This window comes from Kaistella jeonii (genome assembly GCF_000812865.1).
Classification (GTDB): Bacteria; Bacteroidota; Bacteroidia; order Flavobacteriales; family Weeksellaceae; genus Kaistella; species Kaistella jeonii.
The window spans coordinates 150,615-170,989 of record NZ_JSYL01000002.1 but is presented as its reverse complement, the minus strand read 5'-3'; the positions used below and the strand labels follow the sequence as shown (position 1 = coordinate 170,989).

The 20,375-nt window shown below is 35.3% G+C and carries 25 protein-coding genes; 19 read left to right on the top strand and 6 right to left on the bottom strand.

Annotated elements, in window-relative coordinates:
- The first annotated feature begins 70 nt into the window (after positions 1-70).
- Positions 71-841, top strand: coding sequence for an NYN domain-containing protein (locus OA86_RS03390; protein ID WP_039348885.1), 771 nt, complete (start codon positions 71-73; stop codon positions 839-841).
- Between the two features lie 67 nt (positions 842-908).
- Here the strand turns inward: OA86_RS03390 and OA86_RS03385 are convergent, their stop codons facing one another.
- Together OA86_RS03385 and lpxK are read right to left on the bottom strand one after the other, a co-directional pair.
- Positions 909-1,727, bottom strand: coding sequence for a purine-nucleoside phosphorylase (locus tag OA86_RS03385; RefSeq protein WP_039348882.1), 819 nt, complete (start codon positions 1,725-1,727; stop codon positions 909-911).
- Positions 1,711-2,736, bottom strand: a complete 1,026-nt coding sequence (gene lpxK, locus OA86_RS03380) for a tetraacyldisaccharide 4'-kinase (RefSeq protein ID WP_039348879.1) — start codon at positions 2,734-2,736, stop codon at positions 1,711-1,713. The genes OA86_RS03385 and lpxK overlap by 17 nt, the downstream gene beginning before the upstream one ends.
- A 157-nt stretch (positions 2,737-2,893) precedes the next feature.
- Here lpxK and OA86_RS03375 point away from each other — a divergent pair, with 157 nt between their 5' ends.
- The 3 genes from OA86_RS03375 (at position 2,894) to OA86_RS03365 (ending at position 5,104) form a co-directional block, all read left to right on the top strand.
- A complete protein-coding gene (locus OA86_RS03375; protein WP_039348875.1) occupies positions 2,894-3,883 on the top strand; it encodes a D-alanine--D-alanine ligase in 990 nt (329 codons plus the stop codon).
- Between the two features lie 69 nt (positions 3,884-3,952).
- Complete coding sequence (gene coaD, locus OA86_RS03370) at positions 3,953-4,414, top strand: pantetheine-phosphate adenylyltransferase (RefSeq protein ID WP_039348872.1); 462 nt, start codon at positions 3,953-3,955, stop codon at positions 4,412-4,414.
- 57 nt (positions 4,415-4,471) lie between these two features.
- Positions 4,472-5,104, top strand: a complete 633-nt coding sequence (locus OA86_RS03365; RefSeq protein WP_039350422.1) for a trimeric intracellular cation channel family protein — start codon at positions 4,472-4,474, stop codon at positions 5,102-5,104.
- Positions 5,105-5,279: 175 nt separating this feature from the next.
- On the opposite strand, the gene OA86_RS03360 is transcribed toward OA86_RS03365, so the two are convergent.
- Positions 5,280-5,846, bottom strand: coding sequence for a hypothetical protein (locus OA86_RS03360; protein WP_039348869.1), 567 nt, complete (start codon positions 5,844-5,846; stop codon positions 5,280-5,282).
- Between the two features lie 77 nt (positions 5,847-5,923).
- Positions 5,924-6,418 carry a dihydrofolate reductase gene (locus tag OA86_RS03355; protein ID WP_039348865.1) on the bottom strand — a complete coding sequence of 165 codons (495 nt, stop codon included), beginning with the start codon at positions 6,416-6,418 and terminating at the stop codon, positions 5,924-5,926.
- A 77-nt stretch (positions 6,419-6,495) separates the two neighbouring features.
- Here OA86_RS03355 and OA86_RS03350 point away from each other — a divergent pair, with 77 nt between their 5' ends.
- Genes OA86_RS03350 through OA86_RS03340 form a run of 3 tightly spaced genes read left to right on the top strand, consistent with a single transcriptional unit; the run spans position 6,496 to position 8,310 of the window.
- A complete protein-coding gene (locus OA86_RS03350) occupies positions 6,496-7,104 on the top strand; it encodes a LemA family protein (RefSeq protein WP_039348862.1) in 609 nt (202 codons plus the stop codon).
- Positions 7,101-7,532 carry a TPM domain-containing protein gene (locus tag OA86_RS03345; RefSeq protein ID WP_039348859.1) on the top strand — a complete coding sequence of 144 codons (432 nt, stop codon included), beginning with the start codon at positions 7,101-7,103 and terminating at the stop codon, positions 7,530-7,532. The genes OA86_RS03350 and OA86_RS03345 overlap by 4 nt, the downstream gene beginning before the upstream one ends.
- Positions 7,513-8,310 carry a TPM domain-containing protein gene (locus OA86_RS03340; protein ID WP_039348857.1) on the top strand — a complete coding sequence of 266 codons (798 nt, stop codon included), beginning with the start codon at positions 7,513-7,515 and terminating at the stop codon, positions 8,308-8,310. Before OA86_RS03345 ends, OA86_RS03340 begins: the two co-directional genes overlap by 20 nt.
- 371 nt (positions 8,311-8,681) lie before the next feature.
- Here OA86_RS03340 and OA86_RS03335 read toward each other — a convergent pair whose 3' ends face one another.
- A complete protein-coding gene (locus OA86_RS03335; RefSeq protein ID WP_039348855.1) occupies positions 8,682-9,479 on the bottom strand; it encodes a head GIN domain-containing protein in 798 nt (265 codons plus the stop codon).
- An 81-nt stretch (positions 9,480-9,560) separates the two neighbouring features.
- Here OA86_RS03335 and OA86_RS03330 point away from each other — a divergent pair, with 81 nt between their 5' ends.
- The 11 genes from OA86_RS03330 (at position 9,561) to OA86_RS03285 (ending at position 18,114) form a co-directional block, all read left to right on the top strand.
- A complete protein-coding gene (locus OA86_RS03330; RefSeq protein ID WP_039348852.1) occupies positions 9,561-11,702 on the top strand; it encodes a M3 family metallopeptidase in 2,142 nt (713 codons plus the stop codon).
- A gap of 100 nt (positions 11,703-11,802) precedes the next feature.
- Positions 11,803-12,189, top strand: coding sequence for a VOC family protein (locus OA86_RS03325; RefSeq protein ID WP_039348849.1), 387 nt, complete (start codon positions 11,803-11,805; stop codon positions 12,187-12,189).
- Positions 12,190-12,373: 184 nt separating this feature from the next.
- Positions 12,374-13,579: a pyridoxal phosphate-dependent aminotransferase gene (locus tag OA86_RS03320; RefSeq protein ID WP_039348847.1), complete on the top strand. Its 1,206-nt coding sequence runs from the start codon at positions 12,374-12,376 to the stop codon at positions 13,577-13,579.
- Positions 13,580-13,591: 12 nt separating this feature from the next.
- Positions 13,592-14,050, top strand: a complete 459-nt coding sequence (locus OA86_RS03315) for a hypothetical protein (RefSeq protein ID WP_039348845.1) — start codon at positions 13,592-13,594, stop codon at positions 14,048-14,050.
- Positions 14,050-15,063, top strand: a complete 1,014-nt coding sequence (gene murB, locus OA86_RS03310; RefSeq protein ID WP_039348842.1) for a UDP-N-acetylmuramate dehydrogenase — start codon at positions 14,050-14,052, stop codon at positions 15,061-15,063. Before OA86_RS03315 ends, murB begins: the two co-directional genes overlap by 1 nt.
- Before the next feature lie 109 nt (positions 15,064-15,172).
- On the top strand, positions 15,173-15,976 hold the full coding sequence (gene proC / locus OA86_RS03305) for a pyrroline-5-carboxylate reductase (protein WP_039348839.1): 804 nt from the start codon (positions 15,173-15,175) through the stop codon (positions 15,974-15,976).
- Between the two features lie 135 nt (positions 15,977-16,111).
- Positions 16,112-16,348 (top strand): 50S ribosomal protein L28, encoded by a 237-nt coding sequence (gene rpmB, locus OA86_RS03300; protein ID WP_039348836.1) that lies wholly within the window; start codon positions 16,112-16,114, stop codon positions 16,346-16,348.
- Positions 16,349-16,356: 8 nt separating this feature from the next.
- Positions 16,357-16,539: a 50S ribosomal protein L33 gene (gene rpmG, locus OA86_RS03295; protein WP_015806891.1), complete on the top strand. Its 183-nt coding sequence runs from the start codon at positions 16,357-16,359 to the stop codon at positions 16,537-16,539.
- A 19-nt stretch (positions 16,540-16,558) separates the two neighbouring features.
- Positions 16,559-16,714, top strand: a complete 156-nt coding sequence (locus OA86_RS15490) for a DUF4295 family protein (RefSeq protein WP_074781385.1) — start codon at positions 16,559-16,561, stop codon at positions 16,712-16,714.
- Between the two features lie 115 nt (positions 16,715-16,829).
- Entirely contained in the window at positions 16,830-17,786 is a 957-nt protein-coding gene (gene ftsY / locus OA86_RS03290; protein WP_039348831.1) for a signal recognition particle-docking protein FtsY, read from the top strand.
- Positions 17,787-17,859: 73 nt separating this feature from the next.
- The gene (locus OA86_RS03285) at positions 17,860-18,114 is read left to right on the top strand and encodes a GlsB/YeaQ/YmgE family stress response membrane protein (protein WP_039348828.1); all 255 of its coding nucleotides are present in this window, start codon (positions 17,860-17,862) and stop codon (positions 18,112-18,114) included.
- Positions 18,115-18,171: 57 nt separating this feature from the next.
- Here OA86_RS03285 and sppA read toward each other — a convergent pair whose 3' ends face one another.
- Positions 18,172-19,929, bottom strand: coding sequence for a signal peptide peptidase SppA (gene sppA, locus OA86_RS03280; protein ID WP_039348826.1), 1,758 nt, complete (start codon positions 19,927-19,929; stop codon positions 18,172-18,174).
- A gap of 22 nt (positions 19,930-19,951) precedes the next feature.
- Here sppA and folK point away from each other — a divergent pair, with 22 nt between their 5' ends.
- Positions 19,952-20,374, top strand: a complete 423-nt coding sequence (gene folK / locus OA86_RS03275; protein ID WP_039348823.1) for a 2-amino-4-hydroxy-6-hydroxymethyldihydropteridine diphosphokinase — start codon at positions 19,952-19,954, stop codon at positions 20,372-20,374.
- Position 20,375 lies beyond the last annotated feature (1 nt).

Sequence of the window (20,375 nt, the reverse complement as noted above, 5' to 3'; positions counted from 1 at the left end):
TATAATTGATTCAGATAAATGCCGTAAATTTGGCTACAAGTGACATACAACTTATATAAATTCAAAAATAATGACCGACCAAAAATTAGCAGTCCTCATCGACGCAGATAACGTGCCCTATAAAAATGTGAAAGAAATGTTGGAGGAAATTTCCAAAAATGGAACTCCAACAATTAAAAGGATTTATGCAGACTGGACGAAACCAACCGTTTCTGGATGGAAAAATGTTTTGCTCGAAAATGCCATTACTCCAATCCAACAATACAGCTATACGACCGGAAAAAACTCCAGCGACAGTGCATTAATTATTGACGCGATGGATATTTTGTATTCGGAAAAAGTAACAGGATTTTGTATTGTTTCCAGCGATAGTGATTTTACGAGACTGGCGACAAGACTTCGGGAAGCCGGAATGATGGTGATGGGATTTGGCGAAAAGAAAACACCAAAACCTTTTATTTCTGCTTGCGATAAATTTATTTATTTGGAAATTTTAAACAACACTGAAGAAACAGAAAATACAGAACACACAGAAGAGCCTGAAAATACGGTTACCAAAAAAACGGAGAAACCAAAGCGCAAAAAAGAACCGCTTAGTAAAGTAGATTTTAAAACCATTAAATTGATTACGGAAAGTATAAACGATTTAGGTGACGAAGAAGGCTGGACTTTTCTTGGAAATCTCGGCAGTTTTATCATTAAGAAAAAACCAGATTTTGATCCGCGAAACTTTGGTTTTGCAAAATTGTTGCCGTTAATTAAAAGTATTGGAAAGATTGAAATTGATGAAAGAGAAACCGGTGTTAATAATATTCGACACATTTATGTGAAAGTAAAATAGCCTTTGAAACAAAAAGAAACGCATCTCCGAAAAGATGCGTTTCTTTAATTTATATGCTTGATGAAAATTAAGCGTTATAATTTTTGACCAAACCTTTAACGATTTTAATCACATGGGGCATTGCTTTATCAGCAGCTTGCAACACTTCTTCGTGAGAAACCGTAAAAGCGATATCTGGTCCACCAACATCGGTAATAATAGAAATTCCGAAGCAATTCATTCCCTGATGTTTTGCGACAATGACTTCAGGAACGGTACTCATTCCAACTGCATCTCCACCAATTGCTTTGATCATTCCATATTCTGCCGGAGTTTCAAAAGTTGGTCCCTGCAACGCAACGTAACAACCTTGATGTGCTTTGATCCCTAAATCTTTCGCAACATTTGCCGCAACTTCAATCATTTTTTTATTGTAAGGTTCGCTCATATCCACAAATCGTGGTCCGAATTTTTCCAGATTTTTTCCACGCAAAGGATGTTCCGGCATCATGTTAATATGATCATTAATGATCATAATATCTGCAACATGAAAATTAGGATTTACGCCACCACAAGCGTTTGAAACAATCAAGTTTTTAATTCCCAAAAGATTAAAAACCCGAATTGGGAAAACCACCGTTTGAATATCGTGACCTTCATAATAATGAAATCTGCCACTCATCATCAACACTTTTTTACCTTCCAAAATTCCGTAAATTAACTCGCCGCCATGTCCAACTACAGTCGTTTGCGGAAAATTTGCGATATCGTGATATTCTAAAGTGTGAATTGCCTGAACTTCATTTTTCAGCGCACCCAAACCGGAACCTAACACGATTGCGAATTCGGGAGTGTCTTGAATAATATTTTTGATGAAATCTGCGGTCTCTTTAATTTTTGCTAACATAACTGAGAATGATTTGGTTAAACTCTTCCTTTTTGTCAATATGAACATTGATCGGCCAATAATAAACAAGTTCCCGAAGATAATCAAAAGTTTTCAGCCGTACATAATCCTTTTCTGTAGTGAGAATGAGTTTGTATTCGCCTAATTTTTTGTACTCCGCAATAATGTTTTTAATATCCTGATCGCTGAAATTATGGTGATCTTTAAATTTTAAATGTTTTACACGCTGCGAAAATTTCGACAAGTGATTTAGCAACGGTTTCGGGTTTGCAATTCCTGTAATTAATAAGATATCGTAATAACTTAAATTATTATCGGGTAGAAATTGATTGTGTGCGTATACATTTTCATCATAACCAATGCTCGAAAAAAATACTTTTTGATGATGTTGCGGTTTTATTCTCGAAATATAATACTGCTTTTTTTCGTCCGTTAAATCATTCGGACACTTTGAAACCATGATGATCTGAGCTCTTCTTGCGCCACTTCTGCTTTCTCTTAAATCTCCTGCAGGAAGAAGAAAATCTTTAAAATAAGGATCATTATAATCGGTCATCAAAATATTAAATCCAGGTTTGATGGCTCTGTGCTGATAAGCGTCATCTAAAACCAAAACATTCAGATCCATATCATCGATCATTTTTTTTGCGCCCGGAACTCTTTCTTCAGAAACACCAATGACAAATTTATTTTTGAATCTTTCAAAAAGCTGCATTGCTTCGTCGCCTACTGTTTTATAATTGCTGTCGTAATTTGTTATTCCGTAACCTTTGGTGATTCGTCCGTAACCCCGGGAAAGCACGCCGGTTTTGTAAGTTTTGGATAAAAATTCTGCCAGATACATGACCATCGGAGATTTTCCGCTTCCGCCCACCGAAAGATTTCCGACATTGATGATCGGAGTTTTAAATGTGGTCGATTTTGAGATTCCCCAATCATACATTAAGTTTCTTAGACTTGTTACGAAATGATAACCAAGGGAAAAAGGGTAGAGATACCATCTTTTCATAGCCTGCAAAATTACATATTTTTAACAGGAAAATAAAATAGTAGAAAGGCCAATTTTTTCTCTAATTCAACATAATTTCCTTTTAGATATAATAATTGCCCGCTTCAACCGGAATTTTAAACATTTTGACTAAATTTGCTTCTATAGATAAAATCGTATGAACAAGAAAAATGTAGCCGTGGTCATGGGCGGTTATTCCGACGAATATAAAGTATCACTGAAAAGTGGACAACTGATTTATGATTCCCTCGACCGCGATTTGTACAACGTTTACAAAGTGGTGATCTTAAGAGATGAATGGTATTTCCTTGATGACAGAGGACAAAAAGCGGCTATCAATAAAGCTGATTTTTCTGTGAATTTGAGCAGCGGTTTCGATGTTAAATTTGATGTTTGCTTTAATATCATTCATGGGAAACCTGGCGAGAATGGTGAACTTCAAGCTTATTGGGACACGATCGGACAAAAATATACAGGTTGCGATTTTTATCAAAGTGCCTTAACATTTAATAAAAAAGATACTTTGGCAGTACTTTCGAAATACGAAATTCCGTCTGCCGAAAGCGTTTATCTGCGCAAAAATGAATATATTGACGAAGAGGAAATTATTACAAAATTAGGATTGCCATTGTTTGTAAAACCAAATCAATCTGGTTCTTCTCTAGGGATTACAAAGGTTAAGGACAAATTTGAATTTAGGCAAGCTTTAGATTTTGCTTTTGCGGAAGATGACGAGATTTTAATTGAAAGTTTCTTAGATGGAATGGAAGTTTCCGTTGGTGTTTTAGATTATAAAGGACAAACCATCGTTTTGGGAATCACTGAAATTGTTCCTCACAACGAATTTTTCGATTACGAAGCGAAATATGAAGGTGCTTCCGAAGAAATTACTCCCGCCAGAATTGATGACGAAACCCGCAGAAAAGTAGAAGAGATTGCGAGAAAAGCTTATGATTCTTTAGGAATGAGCGGTTTTTCCAGAAGCGAATTTATTATCATGAACGGCATTCCTTACATGCTCGAAATGAATACCAATCCAGGTTTTTCGCCTGCTTCAATCCTTCCACAACAGGCAAAAATTTATGGTATTTCACTAAAAGATTTATGTGGAAACGAGGTAGATAAAGCTTTGCAAAAAAGGAAATAAAACAAAAATATTTTAGATTTGAAAAAGATAGTGATCTAAAATTTATAATTCAAAATCTAAAATTATTTTATGAGAGTTGCAATTTTTCCCGGCTCATTTGATCCAATTACTCTTGGACATTACGATATTGTAGAAAGAGCGACACCGCTTTTCGATAAAATTATTATCGCTATTGGTCAAAATTCGCAGAAAAAATATATGTTTTCTCTGGAACAGAGAATGGAATTCATTCGAAAAACTTTTAAGGATTTTCCAAATGTTGAAGTTGATCATTTTGAAGGTTTAACTATTGATTACTGCCATAGTAAAAATGTTAGTTTTATTTTGAGAGGACTTCGAAATCCCTCCGATTTCGAGTTTGAAAAAGCCATCGCACAAACAAATCGAGAATTGACTCAAGATAATAAAGTGGAAACAATATTCTTGTTAACTTCGGCGAGTAAGTCGTTCATCAGTTCAAGTATTGTGCGTGAAATTTTAACTTTCGGTGGCCACTACGAATTATTGGTTCCGGATTCTGTTAGAATTTAAATATATAGTAAACATTCAAAAAACTAAAAAGCTTATAAAAATTTTAATAATTTGGAAATTCATCAAAATTTTAATTTGATCATCGAAATTCTGGGTACGATTTCCTTCGCGATGTCGGGAAGTTTTGCTGCGATGCAGAAACGCCTTGATCCATTTGGAGTTTTAATTATCGCTTTTGTAACCGCAGTTGGCGGCGGAACAGTGAGGGATGTTTTGTTAGATGTTCCTGTTTTTTGGATGCACGATATGATTATGTGTTCGCTAATTTTTTTCACATGTTTAATTTCAATGATTTTTAAATCAGTAGAAAGAAAATTTCGCGTAACCCTTTTTTTGTTTGACAGTTTTGGATTGGGTTTATTTACGATTGTGGGAATTCAAAAAGGATTGAGTGCGGAACTCCATCCCTTAATCTGCCTAACTTTGGGAACGATTACCGGCTGTTTCGGTGGAATCATTCGAGATATATTATTGAATAGAATTCCATTGATTTTCCGAAAAGAAATTTATGCAACAGCTAGTCTTTTAGGCGGCAGTGTTTTTCTTTTATTCGTAAATTACAGCAGGTTCTCATATACTTTTGTACAGATTTCAACAATTCTTCTCATCGTCGGAATTCGGACTTTGGCCGTGAAATATCAGTGGCAGATACCGAAATTTTATGGATCGGAACAGAATTCTGAGATGTAGATTTTTATGAGTAAAGTAAAAAGTAAGAAGAGCCAAGGTAGTATTGATAAGAGTCTTTAAACAGGTCTATAATTTTCATTTTTTGTAAACATCCATCCAGCATCTTCCATCTTCCATCTTCCAACAAAAAAATCCCGCAATTTGCAAGATTTATATAAATGTAAAATATGATTTTTTAGAAAGATTTTCCTCGTTGTCTCATATTCGGATTATGCACATGTTTCTGCATCGATGGCATTTTCAGCTGACTCTTCATCATTTTGATCTGCTCCGTCATCATTCCTGCAGTATCTAATTTTTTCGCTTCTTCCAACAGTTTTATCGCTTCCTGTCTTCTTCCTTTTTGCAAAGCGCCTGCAGCGATATTTAAAGTAGCCATTGCTCGGTCATGTTTCATATTAAGACCAAATTCCAAAGCTTTTTTCATCAAAGGTTCTACTTTTTCTGGATGTTTCTCTGCTAAAGTTAAACCTTGTAAATAATGAAAGTAGCCAAACTGAGATTTATGAAGTTGTGATTCATAATTGGTGATTTTCGAAAGCCAGAGATTTGCCTTTGCTGTATTTTGTTTTCTCAAAAACCAGAATGATAAAAGAATAAGCTCATTTTTAAAAAACAAAAAGATAGGAACAGCAGACAAAATAACCACAACAATTCCCCACCCAATATTTCGGTTCATCATCAGATAAACTCCGGCGGCAATCATTAAAGCTGCGATAACGAATTTTAGGTATTTGTTCATTGTTTAAATTTTAGTGGTGCAAAGATAATAATTTGAAGTAAGGATGAAAATCCAATTGCAGAAGATTTAACTTATTATTAAAGAGCCTCTTTTCTCTCATACGTTTGAAAGCAAAAATCAAACTCATTTTTCTCGTCTTTTTCGTAGCAAATTTCTTCTGTTTTGTTCCATATTTTCATGCTGATCTTTGGGAAGAAAACATCTGCTTTTAAATTGGTTTTTACTAAAGTAACCTGAAGTTTGTCGCATAAATCCATCGTTTGTTCGTAAATGTTTCCACCGCCAATAATGAATATTTCCTCGTCGATTTTTTTAGCAAACTTGATGGCTTCTTTTACGCTGCCTACGATCAAAATCCCCTCTTCAAACCAGTCTTTTCTTTTTGAGACTACAATATTGGTGCGGTTTGGTAAAGGCTTGCCAATACTTTCATAAGTTTTTCGTCCCATGATGATCGGGTGATTGGTAGTAGTTTCTTTAAAATATTTTAAATCTTTTGGTAGATGCCAAAGCAATTGGTTGTCAGCTCCAATTTCATTATCTAAACCCATCGCTACGACGATTGTTATCATTTTTCTGTAATTTTCACAAATTTAGCACATAATTTGTATATTTGGGTATCGATTTTAAACATTAAAAACTTTTAACTATGAGAAATAAAGGATGTATGAGCGCCGGAACGATCGGTATCGCTCTACTTGTAATTGCCGCTGTATTGTTTTTTTGGGGCAAGAATGGGTATAACAGTTTTACCACAAAAGAACAGAACGTAAATACAAAATGGTCCAACGTGGAAACCGTTTACCAAAAACGTGCGAATTTGATTCCGAACTTAGAAAGAACGGTAAAATCCTATTCTCAATTTGAGCAGGAAACTTTGACCAAAGTAGTTGAGGCCCGTTCAAAAGCAACATCAATTACCATCGATCCTACGAATATGACCGAAGCAGATATGGCGAAATTTCAAGCTGCGCAAGGTGAATTAAGTGGTTCACTGAGCAGATTAATGGCGGTTGTAGAAAGTTATCCTAATTTGAAAGCCGATCAGCAGTACATTAATTTTCAGAGAGAATATACTGCGATTGAAAACAGCATCCGAAGCGAAACCGTTTATTTCAATGAAGCTGCGCAGGACTATAACACTTCAATAAAAACTTTCCCAAATAATATTTTGGCAAGTTTCACAAACTTTAAAGAAAAACCGTATTTCAAAGCTGCAGTTGGTGCCGAAAAAGCGCCGGAAGTTTTCACAAAATAATGAACGATTTTTTAACAGATCAACAAATGGCTTCTCTCGTAGAAGCCATTCAAACGGCGGAAGATTATTCCAGCGGTGAGATCCGTATTCATATTGATTCAAACACTGAGGGAAATAATGCAGAGATCGCTTTTGAAGTCTTTAAAAGACTTTGTAAAGACAAAACTGTTGCAAGGAATGCCGTTCTCTTTCATGTAAATTTTGAGCAGAAATATTTGACCATTATTGGCGACGAAGGAATTCATGAAAAAGTAAATCAAAATTTCTGGGAGCGAATGCACGATAGAATTACCGCTGAGTTTTCAAAAGGAAATTTTCATGATGGTTTAAAAAATGCGGTACTAGAAACTGGTCTTGAACTCAAAAAATATTTCCCTATCACGGGAGAAAATCCCAATGAACTTCCGAATGAGATTACTTTCTCTTAAAAATTTTATCACTTTTTTTCTCCTTGGCTTAAGCATTTTTGTTTTTGCCCAAAAAGTTCCAGAGAAACCAAAAATTCTTTATCCTGTTACCGATAATGCAGGTTTGTTAACGCAAACTGAGAAGGATGAACTGAATCAAAAACTGATTAAATTTTCCGACTCTACTTCCACAGAAATTGCAGTCATCATTATTCCTACAACAGGCGGTGAAGACGTCAATTATCTAGCAACAATGTATGGTGAAAAGTGGAAAATTGGTCAGAAAGGAATCGACAACGGAATTGTTTTTCTCATCGCGACAGAAGATCATACCATGGCGATACAGCAAGGTAGAGCTGTTGAACAATATTTAACTGCTTCGGTTGCAGGGCAAATTTTGGATTATATCGTAACACCAAATTTCAAAAAAGGACTTTGGTATGAAGGTATAAATCGCGGAACTACGGCTTTAATGGAAGCAGTTCAGGGAAAGTTTAAGCCGATCACTAAAACTTCGCAGGAAAAAGGTTTAACTCCTGCGCAAATGGTGATGATCGCTTTCTTTATCATAATGATACTGAGCTTTTTCTTCAAGAATCGAGGCGGTGGCGGAAATAACGGCGATGATGATGAAATGCTTTCCGGACGCGGCAGAAGAACTTATCCAGGCGGATTCTTTCCTTTTCCAGGAAGTTTTGGTGGTGGTGGATTTGGCGGTGGTTCCAGCGGCGGCGGCGGATTCGGCGGGTTTGGCGGCGGCGGAAGTTTCGGTGGTGGTGGCGCTTCCGGAGGTTGGTAATATTTTTATCGCAGGGACAAGTCGCGACTTGTCCAAGCCGAGTTAAAATAAAAAAGAGCCAAAATAGAATATCTTTTAATTAAAAAATTTTATTATAATTTTCAATAGGAACGGGCTTTAGCCCGTTTTTTCATTAAAACATTGCATTGGCTTTAGCCAAAACTCATTGTAAAATAAAAATTAATTTCAGATTGTTATCATCTTATTTTCACTAAGTCATATTTTCATCAATTTTCTAAAAAACCCTTTCAGTCTTTCAAAGGCTGAAACGATTGAATTCTAATTTAGAAATACCCGAAAATAATTACCACAAAAAAATTCAGCTTCGATATTCCGAAGCTGAATTTCCATTTATTTGAAAACAATACTTCCTACTGAATCGAAACGCTTCCACCACTGCTTTCCTTTTTGCTGACAACATTCAAATTGCCTTTTCGGGTAATATTAATGTCTCCTGAAGAACTCGCAGAAGCATTTAATTGGTTCGAAACAGAAACACTCACATCTCCTGAACTAGAAGCTTCGATATTTGCATTTTCAGCGGTCATTTTTTGTGCGTTCAAAGTTCCCGAAGAAGAAGCGCTAAGATTTGCGTTTTTCGCTTTACCCGAAATATCGATATCTCCGGAGGAAGTGACTTCAGATTTTAAATTAACTGCCCAAATTTGCCCCGTGAAACTTCCTGAACTCGAAACATCGATTGACATTTCATTAGCTTCTAAATTTCCGGTAACATCTCCTGAACTTGAAGCTTCAATATTCATTTTGTCCTGCGTGAATTTATCTTTTATATTAATAGATGCTGAAGAACTTGCTTTTACAGCTGAAAAATCTTTAGCAAAAATTTTCGCAGATACATTTCTCGCAGAAATATTTGATCCTGATTTGAAATGGATGTATAATTTTCCATCAGAATTTTCGACCAAAATATCATCTAAAATATCAGAAGGTGCTGTGATCACAACTTTTTCCTCCTCCGATTTTACCACTTCAGCAGAAATTGATTGAGCCACTTTGATCTCATCAAAAGACATTTTATATTCTTTATTTTTAATGATTCCCTTTCCTTCTTTGGTCGTAATATTAAAAGGAAATCCATTGTCAGTTTTGATGTTGCAGGACGAAAGAGTTAAAAATGCAGAGAGCATAGAGATTGTTAATGTTTTCATAGTTTTTATTTTTAGCGAAGATTTATTATGTTAAAGATAAAATTTAAATTAATATCTTTATCCTTTAATAACAATTTACGAATGAAAAATATTACATCAGTTTTTTTAATTTCTTCTTTGGCAATAACTTCTGCCTGTACCACAATGAAAACGACCAATAATTCCGCTACCGAAATTCCTGCGCCCGACGCAAGTTTATCTTCTAATCCTTTTATGAAAAAAAGTTCGCTGCAATATCAAGCACCCGAATTTGATAAAATTAAGGACGAACATTTCAAGCCGGCTTTTGATTATGGTATGAAAGTTCAGATGGTTGAAGTTGACAAAATTGCAAATAATTCTGCGGCTCCAACTTTTGAAAACACCATCGTTGCGTTAGAAAATAGTGGAGAAGTTTTAAAAAGAGCTCAAATCGTATTTTATAATCTGACAGGATCAAATACGAATCCGACTTTACAGAAACTGGAAGAGGAATACGCACCGGTTTTTTCAGCATTGAGCGATAAAATTCTTTTGAATGAGAAATTATATGCGAGAATTAAAGTGATTAAAACAGAAGGTTTAGGTTCTGAAGAAAAACGGGTTTTAGATTTGTATACGACCAATTTCGAAATTGCCGGAGCTAATCTTTCTCCTGAAAATAAAGCAAAAGTTAAAAAAATTAACGAGGAATTAGCCACGCTTTCCACGCAATATTCCAGTAAATTATTGGATGCCAGAAAAGACGGCGCATTACTTATTACTGATGTTAAAGAATTAGACGGGCTTTCTCCGGATGAAATTGAAGCAGCGAAAACAGATGCGAAAACAGCCGGGAAAACTGGGTATTTATTAGCGTTGCAAAATACGACGCAGCAACCAATGCTTCAGAATTTAAAAAATAGAGCAACAAGAGAAAAACTCTTCAAAGCATCCTGGTACAGAGCTGAAAAAGGCGATGCTGATGACACAAGAAGTATTTTGGAAAGACTCGCAAAAATTCGAATGGACAAAGGACATTTGATGGGTAAAAAATCATTTGCTGAATGGAAATTGCAGGATCAAATGGCGAAAAATCCGGAGAATGCAATGAATCTTTTGGCAAGACTGGCAACTCCAGCTGTGGAAACTGCGAAAAGAGAAAGCGACGAGATTCAAGCTTTAATTGATAAACAAAAAGGCGGTTTCACCGTAGAACCTTGGGACTGGAATTTTTACGCAGAACAGGTTCGTAAAGAAAAATACGATTTAGATGAAAATCAAATTAAACCTTATTTTGAAGTAAGAACTGTTTTAGAGAAAGGTGTTTTCTATGCAGCTGAAAAATTTTACGGAATTACCTTTAAAGAGAGAAATGATCTTCCCGTTTATCACCCAGACGTGAAAGCGTACGAAGTTTTCGATAGAGACGGAAAATCTTTAGCGATCTATTATTTAGATTTCTATACCAGAAACAATAAAAATGGTGGCGCTTGGATGAGTAATTTTGTTGAGCAATCGCATTTGTTAGGCCAAAAACCTGTGATCGTAAATGTTTTCAATTTCCAGAAACCGGCAGAAGGTAAACCGTCACTTATCTCTTATGATGATGTTTCTACGATGTTTCACGAATTTGGACATACTTTACACGGATTATTTGCGGATCAAAAATATATTTCAATTTCAGGAACCAGTGTTCCACGAGATTTTGTAGAATTTCCTTCACAAATTAATGAGTTTTTCGCTTTGGAACCTTCTGTGTTGAAAAATTACGCACTGCATTATCAAACGAAACAACCGATGCCACAAGCTTTAGTTGATAAAATTAAGAAAGCCGGAACTTTTAATCAAGGATATTCTACGACAGAATTAGTTTCTGCTGCGACGCTTGATATGAACTGGCATTCTGTAACCGATGCATCTCAATTTAAACCAACTTTGGAATTCGAAAAAGATGTTTTGGCTAAATATGGTTTTAACTTAAAAGAAGTTCCGCCAAGATACCATACTCCGTATTTCGCTCACATTTGGGGCGGTGGATATTCCGCAGGATATTACGCTTATATGTGGAGTGATATGTTGAATGCTGATGCGTGGGACTGGATCACGACGCACGGTGGAATGACGCGTGAAAATGGCGACCGTTTCCGTAAATATATTTTATCAGTCGGAAATTCGATGGATTTGAATACGGCATTTAAGAACTTTACCGGAAGAGATCCTGATTTGAAACCGTTGTTGAAAAGCAAAGGATTTATTAAATAGTCTTTTTTAAAATTGATTAATATGAACCGCAGATTTTTCTGCGGTTTTTTTATTTGTAAATTTCAGTAATTTTAAGTTTCTAAATTTTTTAAAAAATAGAATGATGAAAGATTATAAACCAAAAGATTACAATTCGCTTTCCGCTTATTTGATAGTGGATGATGCGGATCAACTTGCAGCACAACTCAAAAGTATTTTTGATGCAGAACAGTTGCGCAGAATTGAACTCGAAGGAAGGGTGCAACATCTTGAGCTCAAAATTGATGACACGGTTTTGATGATGAGCAACAGCGTTCCTGGTTATCCGGCGCAAAAGGTAATGCTGCATTGTTATGTTCCCGATGTATTTGAAACTTTTGAAAAAGCTTTGGCAAATGGTGCTGAAAAAATTGAAGAACCTCATCAAAGGGAAGATGACGATGATATCCGCGGCGCTTTTTGTGATTTAGCAGGCAATTATTGGGCGATTTCTACACAGAAAGACTGAGTCTCTTTTTGGAAAGGCAAAATACCTGAACTTTTAGCCCGGATCGAAAAGGAAATCCTTTTTTTTGAAGCTGGAGAAGGAAAGGCAAAAAAAGATTGTAATGAAGAGCCGGAACGATTTTTCAAAAAAGCAAAAATAGTTTTGCTCCAAAAAAAATTCTTAATTTTGCAAAAAATATATCAGAATGCCAAAAATTTCTCACAGAGCACAAAATATGCCCGCTTCGCCAGTTCGAAAACTCGTTCCTTTTGCATTAAAAGCGAAACAAAAAGGAATAAAAGTTTATCATTTAAATATTGGTCAACCCGATATTGAAACACCGCAAACTGCATTGGATGCTGTGAAAAATAATGATTTGAAAATTTTCGAATACGCGCTTTCTGAAGGAAATTTAGAGTACAGAACGGCGCTAAACAATTATTATCATTCACTTGGTTTTACGGATCTTACGACCGATAATTTTATTGTAACTAATGGTGGTTCGGAAGCTTTGAACTTTGCAATTTCTACTTTGTGTGATGATGGCGACGAAATTATTATTCCGGAACCTTATTACGCGAATTATAACGGTTTCGCAAACACTTTCAATGTAAACGTCGTTGCGGTTTCTTCTACGATCGATACGGGATTTGCTTTGCCACCGATTGAAGATTTTGAGAAGAAAATCACACCGAAAACAAGAGCGATTTTAATTTGTAATCCTGGAAATCCGACGGGTTATCTTTATACAAGAGAAGAATTACAGAAGTTGGCGGATATTGCTTTGAAGCATGATATCGTGATTATTTCTGATGAGGTTTACAGAGAATATGTGTATGATGGAAAACAGCAGGTTTCTATGTTTGAATTTCCGGAAATTGCCGAAAACTGTATTATTATTGATTCTGAATCAAAACGTTACTCAATGTGTGGCGTTCGAATTGGATGTTTGATTACCCGTTCGAAAAAAATTCATGATGCTGCGATGCTTTTTGCACAGGCAAGATTAAGTCCGGTTCTTTTGGGTCAAATTGCAGCAACTGCAGCACACGTAAATGATTCGGAATATATTTTGAAAGTTCGGGCGGAATATACGCATCGCAGAAATGTTTTGGTAGATCTACTGAATGGAATTCCGGGTGTGATTTGTCCGAAACCAAAAGGAGCATTTTATTGTGCGGTTGAACTTCCGGTTGATGATACTGATAAATTTGCACAGTGGCTTTTGGAAAGTTATTCCCACAATAATGAAACAATCATGGTTGCTCCGATGAGCGGTTTTTACAGCAATCCAGAATTGGGTAAAAAACAGGTGCGAATTGCTTACGTTTTGAATGAAGCAGATCTGAGAAGAAGTGTAGAATTATTGAATGACGCGCTACAGAAATATAAAATTGAATTTAATTTGTAATAAAATAAATTCATGGTTAAAAAAATAAAAAATTTCGCGCTTTTATCATTGCTTACTTTTTTAGTTTGCAGTTGTTCAAGCACGATGCAGAATAATTCATCGAAAAGTAGCGACATTAAATCCGTTTCTTATTCAAAAACTTTAGGACGAGCTGGTTTTCTGAAAATAGTCGCGACGAAAGATTCTTTAATTTCCACAAAATTCGGAACTGCTTTCAATGATATTCCAGAGGTTAAAAAGAAAATCAATGCTGAAGACTGGAATAAAATGGTGTCCGCTCTTAATTTAGAGATGGTCAAAAAAACCAAAAGTGGTGATGGAAGAGGATATTATGATGGTCCAGATGAAACATTTGAAATTGCAACTTCAGATCAAAAATATACGTTGATCAATGTGGCAGATTCCACACAATACAAGCAGCTTGGAAATCTGAGAGACGCTATTAAAAAAATCGCCACCTCCCAAAAATAATGCAGGAAAACATTTCATTAAAACCTTACAATACTTTTGGCGTTGATGTTTCTGCAATATATTTCGCAGAAGTAAATACTTCGGAAGAACTTCTTGAAGCGCTTAATTTATCAAAAACTCAAAAACTTCCGCTTCTCCTTCTTGGTGGCGGAAGTAATCTGTTGTTGACGAAAGATTTTGATGGATTGGTAATTCAAGTGAATTTGAAGGGAATTTCTGAGGAAGTTATTAGTGAAAATGTAGTTTTAGTCACGTCAAAAGCCGGAGAAAACTGGCATGAATTTGTTCAGTTCTGTTTGGATAGAAATTACGGTGGTTTAGAAAATTTATCACTCATTCCGGGAAACGTCGGAACTTCGCCCATGCAAAATATTGGTGCGTACGGAACTGAAATTAAAGACACTTTTGTTAGTTGTAAAGTGTTGAATTTGGAAACTTTGGAAGTGGAGGAATTCGATCATCAAAAATGCAATTTCGGATATCGGGAATCAATTTTCAAGAGAGAAGGAAAAGGGAAATATATTATTTTGGATGTTACTTTTAAACTGACTACGAAAGACCATTCCATCAAAACAGAATATGGCGCTATTCAATCTGAATTACAAAATTTGGGAATTGAAAATCCAACCATTCAGGATATTTCGAAAGCTGTTATCAATATCAGACAAAGTAAATTACCTGATCCGAAAGTCATCGGAAATGCGGGAAGTTTTTTTAAAAATCCGACGATTCCTTTAATGCAATTTGAAGTTTTAAAACAGAAATTCTCAACTATTCCAGGTTATCCGAACGGAGAATTTGTGAAAGTTCCTGCAGGTTGGCTCATCGAACAATGCGGTTGGAAAGGAAAACAAATCGGGAATGTCGCGTCGCACAAATTACAGGCTCTGGTTCTTGTCAATGCAACCGGAAATGCTTCTGGAAAAGAAATTTTTGATTTTTCTACGATGATCATTGATTCCGTAAAAGAAAAATTCGGGATAGAACTGGAAAGGGAAGTGAATATTATTTGATGTGATAGTGCGATGATACAGAAATTTGATAATCTCAAATTATTAATTAACGACAGAATAAACCATCCAATCACCACTTTCTCACCTCGTCAAATCAATACATCAAATTATGAAAATAGCAGTTCTCGGAGCCGGAAATATGGGATTATCTTTTTCAAAATCTTTTTTGAAATACGAACTTATTCTCCCCGAAAATCTTCATTTAATTACCCGCAAAAAAGAAAAGGTTAACAAAATATCAAAACTATTTCCAGGATCAAAAGTTTCTGCTTTTGAAGATGTGAAAGAAATTGAGTCAGATTTAATAATTATTGCCGTGAAACCACAAGATTTTTATTTTGTTGTGGAGAATATGTCTTTTCAATTGAAGGAAGATCAAATGTTACTTTCCATCATGGCGGGAATTAAAATCGAAAAAATTCAGCATCATTTTAACCATAAAAAAGTAGTTCGAGCCATGCCAAATTCACCCACGCTTTTGGGAATGGGAATTACCGGTTATACTGCGGCAGAAGGAATTTCTTTTCCCGATCTAATGCAGATCGAACGATTTTTAAACTCGACGGGACGTTCTGTTTATTTAGAAGATGAAAATCTTTTGGATGGTGTTACAGCACTATCAGGAAGTGGACCTGCTTATTTTTATTATATCGTCGACGCGATGATCAAAGCCGGAACAGAGATGGGAATTGAGGAAAATCTTGCCAAACTTTTTGTAAAACAAACCATGCTTGGCGCTTATCATTTGATCAATAATTCCGATAAAAATTTAGAAGAACTCATCAAAGATGTCGCCTCAAAAGGCGGAACAACTGAAGCTGCTTTGAAAGCTTTTGAGGAAAATGAACTGAAAGAAACTTTAAGAAAAGGAATTTTAGCAGCAGAAAAGCGATCAAAAGAATTGAGTAATTAATTATCTTAATGTAAATTTTAGTGACGCAAATAATGTAAAATTCTACAGAATTAATTTCATAAATATTTGTCTATTTGAAATTTTCTTCGTTATTTTGCACTCTCAAATATTCATAAGAAATAAGAACATCCAGATATGTCAAGAATTTGCCAAATAACAGGAAAGCGTGCAATGGTAGGAAACAATGTTTCTCACGCTAATAACAAAACGAAGCGTCGTTTTGAAATTAACTTATTAGAGAAGAAATTTTACCTTCCAGAGCAAGAGAAATCTGTAACTTTAAAAGTTACTGCTCACGGATTGAGAATTATTAATCGAATTGGGATTGAAGAAGCGATCCTAAGAGCAACTAGAAACGGATTTATTAAATAATTAGAATCATGGCAAAAAAAGGAAATAGAGTACAGGTGATTTTGGAGTGCACTGAGCACAAAGAAACAGGTGTTGCAGGAATGTCAAGATACATCACTACGAAAAATAAAAAGAACACTACTGAGAGATTAGAATTGAAAAAATTTAATCCGGTTCTTAAGAAATACACCCTTCACAAAGAAATCAAGTAATTTTTTAAAAGAATAAAAGATGGCAAAGAAAGTAGTAGCAACGCTTCAAGGTGGTGCAGGTTCAAAAAAAATGACCAAAGTAGTGAAAATGGTAAAATCCGCTAAAAGTGGTGCTTACGTTTTCGAAGAGAAAGTAATGAACGCAGAAGAAGTTGAAGGTTTTTTGAAAAAATAATTTTCTGCTTAGCGAGAATATATAAAACTATCCAATTGGGTAGTTTTTTTATTTTATCTTTGTTTGTAGTCTGTAACGGACGGCAAGTCTTAATATTAAATTTGTAATTTTTGGAATGAGCTGGTTTAAAAAAGTATTTAAAAAAGAAGAGAAAGAAACTTTAGATAAAGGTTTGGAAAAATCGAACCAAGGTTTTTTTGAAAAAATCTCGAAAGCAGTTGTCGGAAAAAGTACGGTTGATGATGAGGTTTTAGATGATCTGGAAGAAGTTCTTATCGCCTCAGATGTTGGTGCTTCAACAACCATTAAAATTATTGAAAGAATTGAAGCCCGCGTTGCCAAAGATAAATTTGTAGGGACGGATGAACTTGATAAAATTCTGCGCGAAGAAATCACAGGCTTACTTTTAGAAAATCCACATGCCGGAACTGGTAATATTGACGAAAGCAAAAAGCCTTACGTCATTATGGTTGTCGGCGTAAATGGCGTAGGAAAAACCACAACGATCGGTAAATTAGCGCATCAATTTAAATCGGAAGGAAGAAATGTTCTTTTGGGAGCCGCAGATACTTTCCGGGCAGCTGCGACAGAACAGTTAACTATTTGGAGTGAAAGAGTCGGAGTTCCGATCGTAAAACAAAATATGGGATCTGATCCTGCTTCGGTTGCGTTTGATACGGTTCAAAGTGCAGTAGCAAATAATTCAGATGTTGTGATCATTGATACTGCAGGAAGACTTCATAATAAAGTCAACTTAATGAACGAGCTGACCAAAATTAAAAGAGTCATGCAAAAAATTATTCCGGATGCTCCACACGAAATTTTATTGGTACTCGATGGTTCAACAGGACAAAATGCTTTTGAACAGGCGAAACAGTTTACTGCTGCGACAGAAGTTAACGCTTTGGCTGTGACGAAATTAGATGGAACCGCAAAAGGTGGAGTCGTTATTGGGATTTCGGATCAGTTCCAGATTCCGGTAAAATATATTGGCGTTGGAGAAAAAATGACAGACTTGCAATTATTTAATGGAACAGAATTTGTAGATTCTTTTTTTAGAAAACGAAATTAAATATTATTATTTAATTTTTTTTGCTAAATTTATTTAAACATTTACAAATTATTAACATTAAATTTTTAAAACTATGGGAATTTTAACTTGGATCATTTTTGGTCTTATCGCAGGTGCAATCGCTAAAATGATTATGCCGGGAAATCAGGGAATGGGTTGGCTCTTAACCATCATCCTTGGAATTGTAGGAGCGTACGTTGGTGCGTTTATCGGACAACTTTTAGGATTAGGAGATGTGACAGGATTTAATATCGGAAGCATGTTTCTAGCCATCGGTGGTGCATTAGTTGTTCTCTGGATATACGGAATGGCGACCAAAAGAGGTTAATCAGCATTTTATAAAAAAAATCCCGACTTGAATTTCAAGTCGGGATTTTTTATGGAGTTAATCGAATTTAATGTGATACGGCATTTCCATCATCACACTGCTCTGTAATTTAGGACTGGTAATCTGCTCGAAAACTTTGTAATTATCGATTCCGATCTTGTTTTTTATAACTCTTGCGGAGATCTCATCTTCGCTCATGTCTTTAAACAACTGTTCGAATTTGCTCACTTTTTTCGGATAAGTTGCAACGTTGTAATCTTTTAGTTTTACTTTTTGAGCGGCAAAAGTTATGGCATCGTTCAGTGTTCCAAGATCATCTACCAAACCAATTTCTTTGGCTCTGGTTCCACTCCAAACTCTTCCACCACCGACTTCATCAATTTGATCGAAAGATTTTTTACGGTTCACCGTTACAAAATGGACAAATCTTTTGTAAGTCTGCTCCACACTTTTAGTCATCATTGAGATTCCACCTGGAGTAATCCCGTTGATCGGCGAATACATATTTGAATTAGCGTTCGTATTTACAGCGTAAGAATTTAAGCCATTTTTGTTAGCGAGTTCTTTAAAATAAGGAATCATTCCGAAAACACCGATTGAACCTGTTAAAGTATTGGGTTCTGAATAAATCTTATCTGCAGCCATTGCAATATAGTAACCTCCGGAAGCTGCATAATCACCAAAAGAAGCGATCAATGGTTTCTTCTTTTTCAATTGTTGAAGTTCGAAAAGTATTTCATCAGAAGCATTTGCGCTTCCACCAGGAGAGTTGATTCTGAAAACTACAGCTTTAACTTTATCGTCATCGGAAAGCTTTTTTATTTCTTTTACAAAATTTTCTGCGTACACTGCGTCATAACCTTCGCCGTTATAAATTGCTCCTGATGCGTAAAGAACCGCGATCTGATTGTCTTTTTTAACATTGTCGTTGTCTAAATTTCCGATATAGGTATTGAAAGATATTTTATTGAGTTTGTCTTTCTCCTTCAGATTTAATTTTGATTTTAAAAGGTTATCGTATTCAGTTTTCTGAATGAGTTGGTCGGCCAATTTATATTTTAAACTTAAATCGGGAATCATTCCATAAAGACTGTCAACAACTGTTTTGAACTGCGCAGTATCAATTTTCCTGGAATTCGCCATTTTCGCGGAATTAATGGACCAGATATCATTTAATAAGGTGGAAAGTTGCTCCCTGTTTTCTGGAGACATGTCATCTCTTAAAAATGGTTCTACCGCAGATTTATATTTTCCGTGACGTATAACTTGAATTCCAATCCCGTATTTTTCGGCGAAACTCTTCATGTACAAAACTTCTGTAGTCAAACCCTTTAAATCGATTCCACCTGCAGGATTCAGGAAATATTTGTCGGCTACAGAACCTAGATAATATGCGGGTTGAGAAACTACATTCCCGTAAGCATACACAAATTTTCCACTTTTCTTAAAGTCTTCCAAAGAACTTCTAATGTCATCAAGCTGAGTGATTCCGGCTTTAATTCCGTCGGTCTCAATACTGATACCTTTTATCTTATCATCTGTTTTTGCATTTTTAATGGCTTTGACAATATCAAAAACCATAATGTTTTTCTGCTTCTCATTTAATGAAAAAAGTTGTTGATTATCCTCAGAAGGACTATCAATAATTTGAGTTCTGAAATCTAAAATTAGAACGGAATTCTTTTTAATATTTGGTTTCGAATCAGAACTGAAAGCACTTGCCGCAATCACCATCACTAAAAATAGGAGAAAAACTGCTCCAATAATCATAATTGCCACTATATTTGCTAGGACATTCTTAAAAAAACTTTTCATAATTTTTTAAATATTTTCTAATATGTCGCAACATGATGTTACTTTGTTACTCGGTAGCAATCTCGGAGATACAGAGAGAAATATCGAAACTGCATTAAATTTTATTGAAATAGAAGTTGGTCCTATTATAAGGAGAAGTAATATTTTATTTACAAAACCTGTAGAGTTTGCTAGTAATAATATTTTTTGTAATATTGTAGTATTAATAAAAACACAATTTTCTCCTGTTAATCTGTTGAATTTCATAAAAAGAATTGAGTTAGACATGGGGAGGAAAGAAGATTCATCTGTTACAAATGCTTATGTAGACAGGATTATCGACATCGATATCGTACTTTATGGGGACCTTAAGTTTGAATGTAAAACTTTACAAATTCCTCATAAAAAACATTTGTATGAACGTGAGTTTTCACGAAATTTGTTAATGAGTATAAAAACACATTAAA

What these genes read in the sequence shown, in the direction of transcription:
- OA86_RS03390 (WP_039348885.1), top strand. Translation starts at nt 71, where the DNA reads ATGACCGACCAAAAATTAGCAGTCCTCATCGACGCAGATAACGTGCCC.
- OA86_RS03385 (WP_039348882.1), bottom strand. Translation starts at nt 1,727, where the DNA reads ATGTTAGCAAAAATTAAAGAGACCGCAGATTTCATCAAAAATATTATT.
- lpxK (WP_039348879.1), bottom strand. Translation starts at nt 2,736, where the DNA reads ATGAAAAGATGGTATCTCTACCCTTTTTCCCTTGGTTATCATTTCGTA.
- OA86_RS03375 (WP_039348875.1), top strand. Translation starts at nt 2,894, where the DNA reads ATGAACAAGAAAAATGTAGCCGTGGTCATGGGCGGTTATTCCGACGAA.
- coaD (WP_039348872.1), top strand. Translation starts at nt 3,953, where the DNA reads ATGAGAGTTGCAATTTTTCCCGGCTCATTTGATCCAATTACTCTTGGA.
- OA86_RS03360 (WP_039348869.1), bottom strand. Translation starts at nt 5,846, where the DNA reads ATGAACAAATACCTAAAATTCGTTATCGCAGCTTTAATGATTGCCGCC.
- OA86_RS03355 (WP_039348865.1), bottom strand. Translation starts at nt 6,418, where the DNA reads ATGATAACAATCGTCGTAGCGATGGGTTTAGATAATGAAATTGGAGCT.
- OA86_RS03350 (WP_039348862.1), top strand. Translation starts at nt 6,496, where the DNA reads ATGAGAAATAAAGGATGTATGAGCGCCGGAACGATCGGTATCGCTCTA.
- OA86_RS03340 (WP_039348857.1), top strand. Translation starts at nt 7,513, where the DNA reads ATGAGATTACTTTCTCTTAAAAATTTTATCACTTTTTTTCTCCTTGGC.
- OA86_RS03335 (WP_039348855.1), bottom strand. Translation starts at nt 9,479, where the DNA reads ATGAAAACATTAACAATCTCTATGCTCTCTGCATTTTTAACTCTTTCG.
- OA86_RS03330 (WP_039348852.1), top strand. Translation starts at nt 9,561, where the DNA reads ATGAAAAATATTACATCAGTTTTTTTAATTTCTTCTTTGGCAATAACT.
- OA86_RS03325 (WP_039348849.1), top strand. Translation starts at nt 11,803, where the DNA reads ATGATGAAAGATTATAAACCAAAAGATTACAATTCGCTTTCCGCTTAT.
- OA86_RS03320 (WP_039348847.1), top strand. Translation starts at nt 12,374, where the DNA reads ATGCCAAAAATTTCTCACAGAGCACAAAATATGCCCGCTTCGCCAGTT.
- OA86_RS03315 (WP_039348845.1), top strand. Translation starts at nt 13,592, where the DNA reads ATGGTTAAAAAAATAAAAAATTTCGCGCTTTTATCATTGCTTACTTTT.
- murB (WP_039348842.1), top strand. Translation starts at nt 14,050, where the DNA reads ATGCAGGAAAACATTTCATTAAAACCTTACAATACTTTTGGCGTTGAT.
- proC (WP_039348839.1), top strand. Translation starts at nt 15,173, where the DNA reads ATGAAAATAGCAGTTCTCGGAGCCGGAAATATGGGATTATCTTTTTCA.
- rpmB (WP_039348836.1), top strand. Translation starts at nt 16,112, where the DNA reads ATGTCAAGAATTTGCCAAATAACAGGAAAGCGTGCAATGGTAGGAAAC.
- rpmG (WP_015806891.1), top strand. Translation starts at nt 16,357, where the DNA reads ATGGCAAAAAAAGGAAATAGAGTACAGGTGATTTTGGAGTGCACTGAG.
- OA86_RS15490 (WP_074781385.1), top strand. Translation starts at nt 16,559, where the DNA reads ATGGCAAAGAAAGTAGTAGCAACGCTTCAAGGTGGTGCAGGTTCAAAA.
- ftsY (WP_039348831.1), top strand. Translation starts at nt 16,830, where the DNA reads ATGAGCTGGTTTAAAAAAGTATTTAAAAAAGAAGAGAAAGAAACTTTA.
- OA86_RS03285 (WP_039348828.1), top strand. Translation starts at nt 17,860, where the DNA reads ATGGGAATTTTAACTTGGATCATTTTTGGTCTTATCGCAGGTGCAATC.
- sppA (WP_039348826.1), bottom strand. Translation starts at nt 19,929, where the DNA reads ATGAAAAGTTTTTTTAAGAATGTCCTAGCAAATATAGTGGCAATTATG.
- folK (WP_039348823.1), top strand. Translation starts at nt 19,952, where the DNA reads ATGTCGCAACATGATGTTACTTTGTTACTCGGTAGCAATCTCGGAGAT.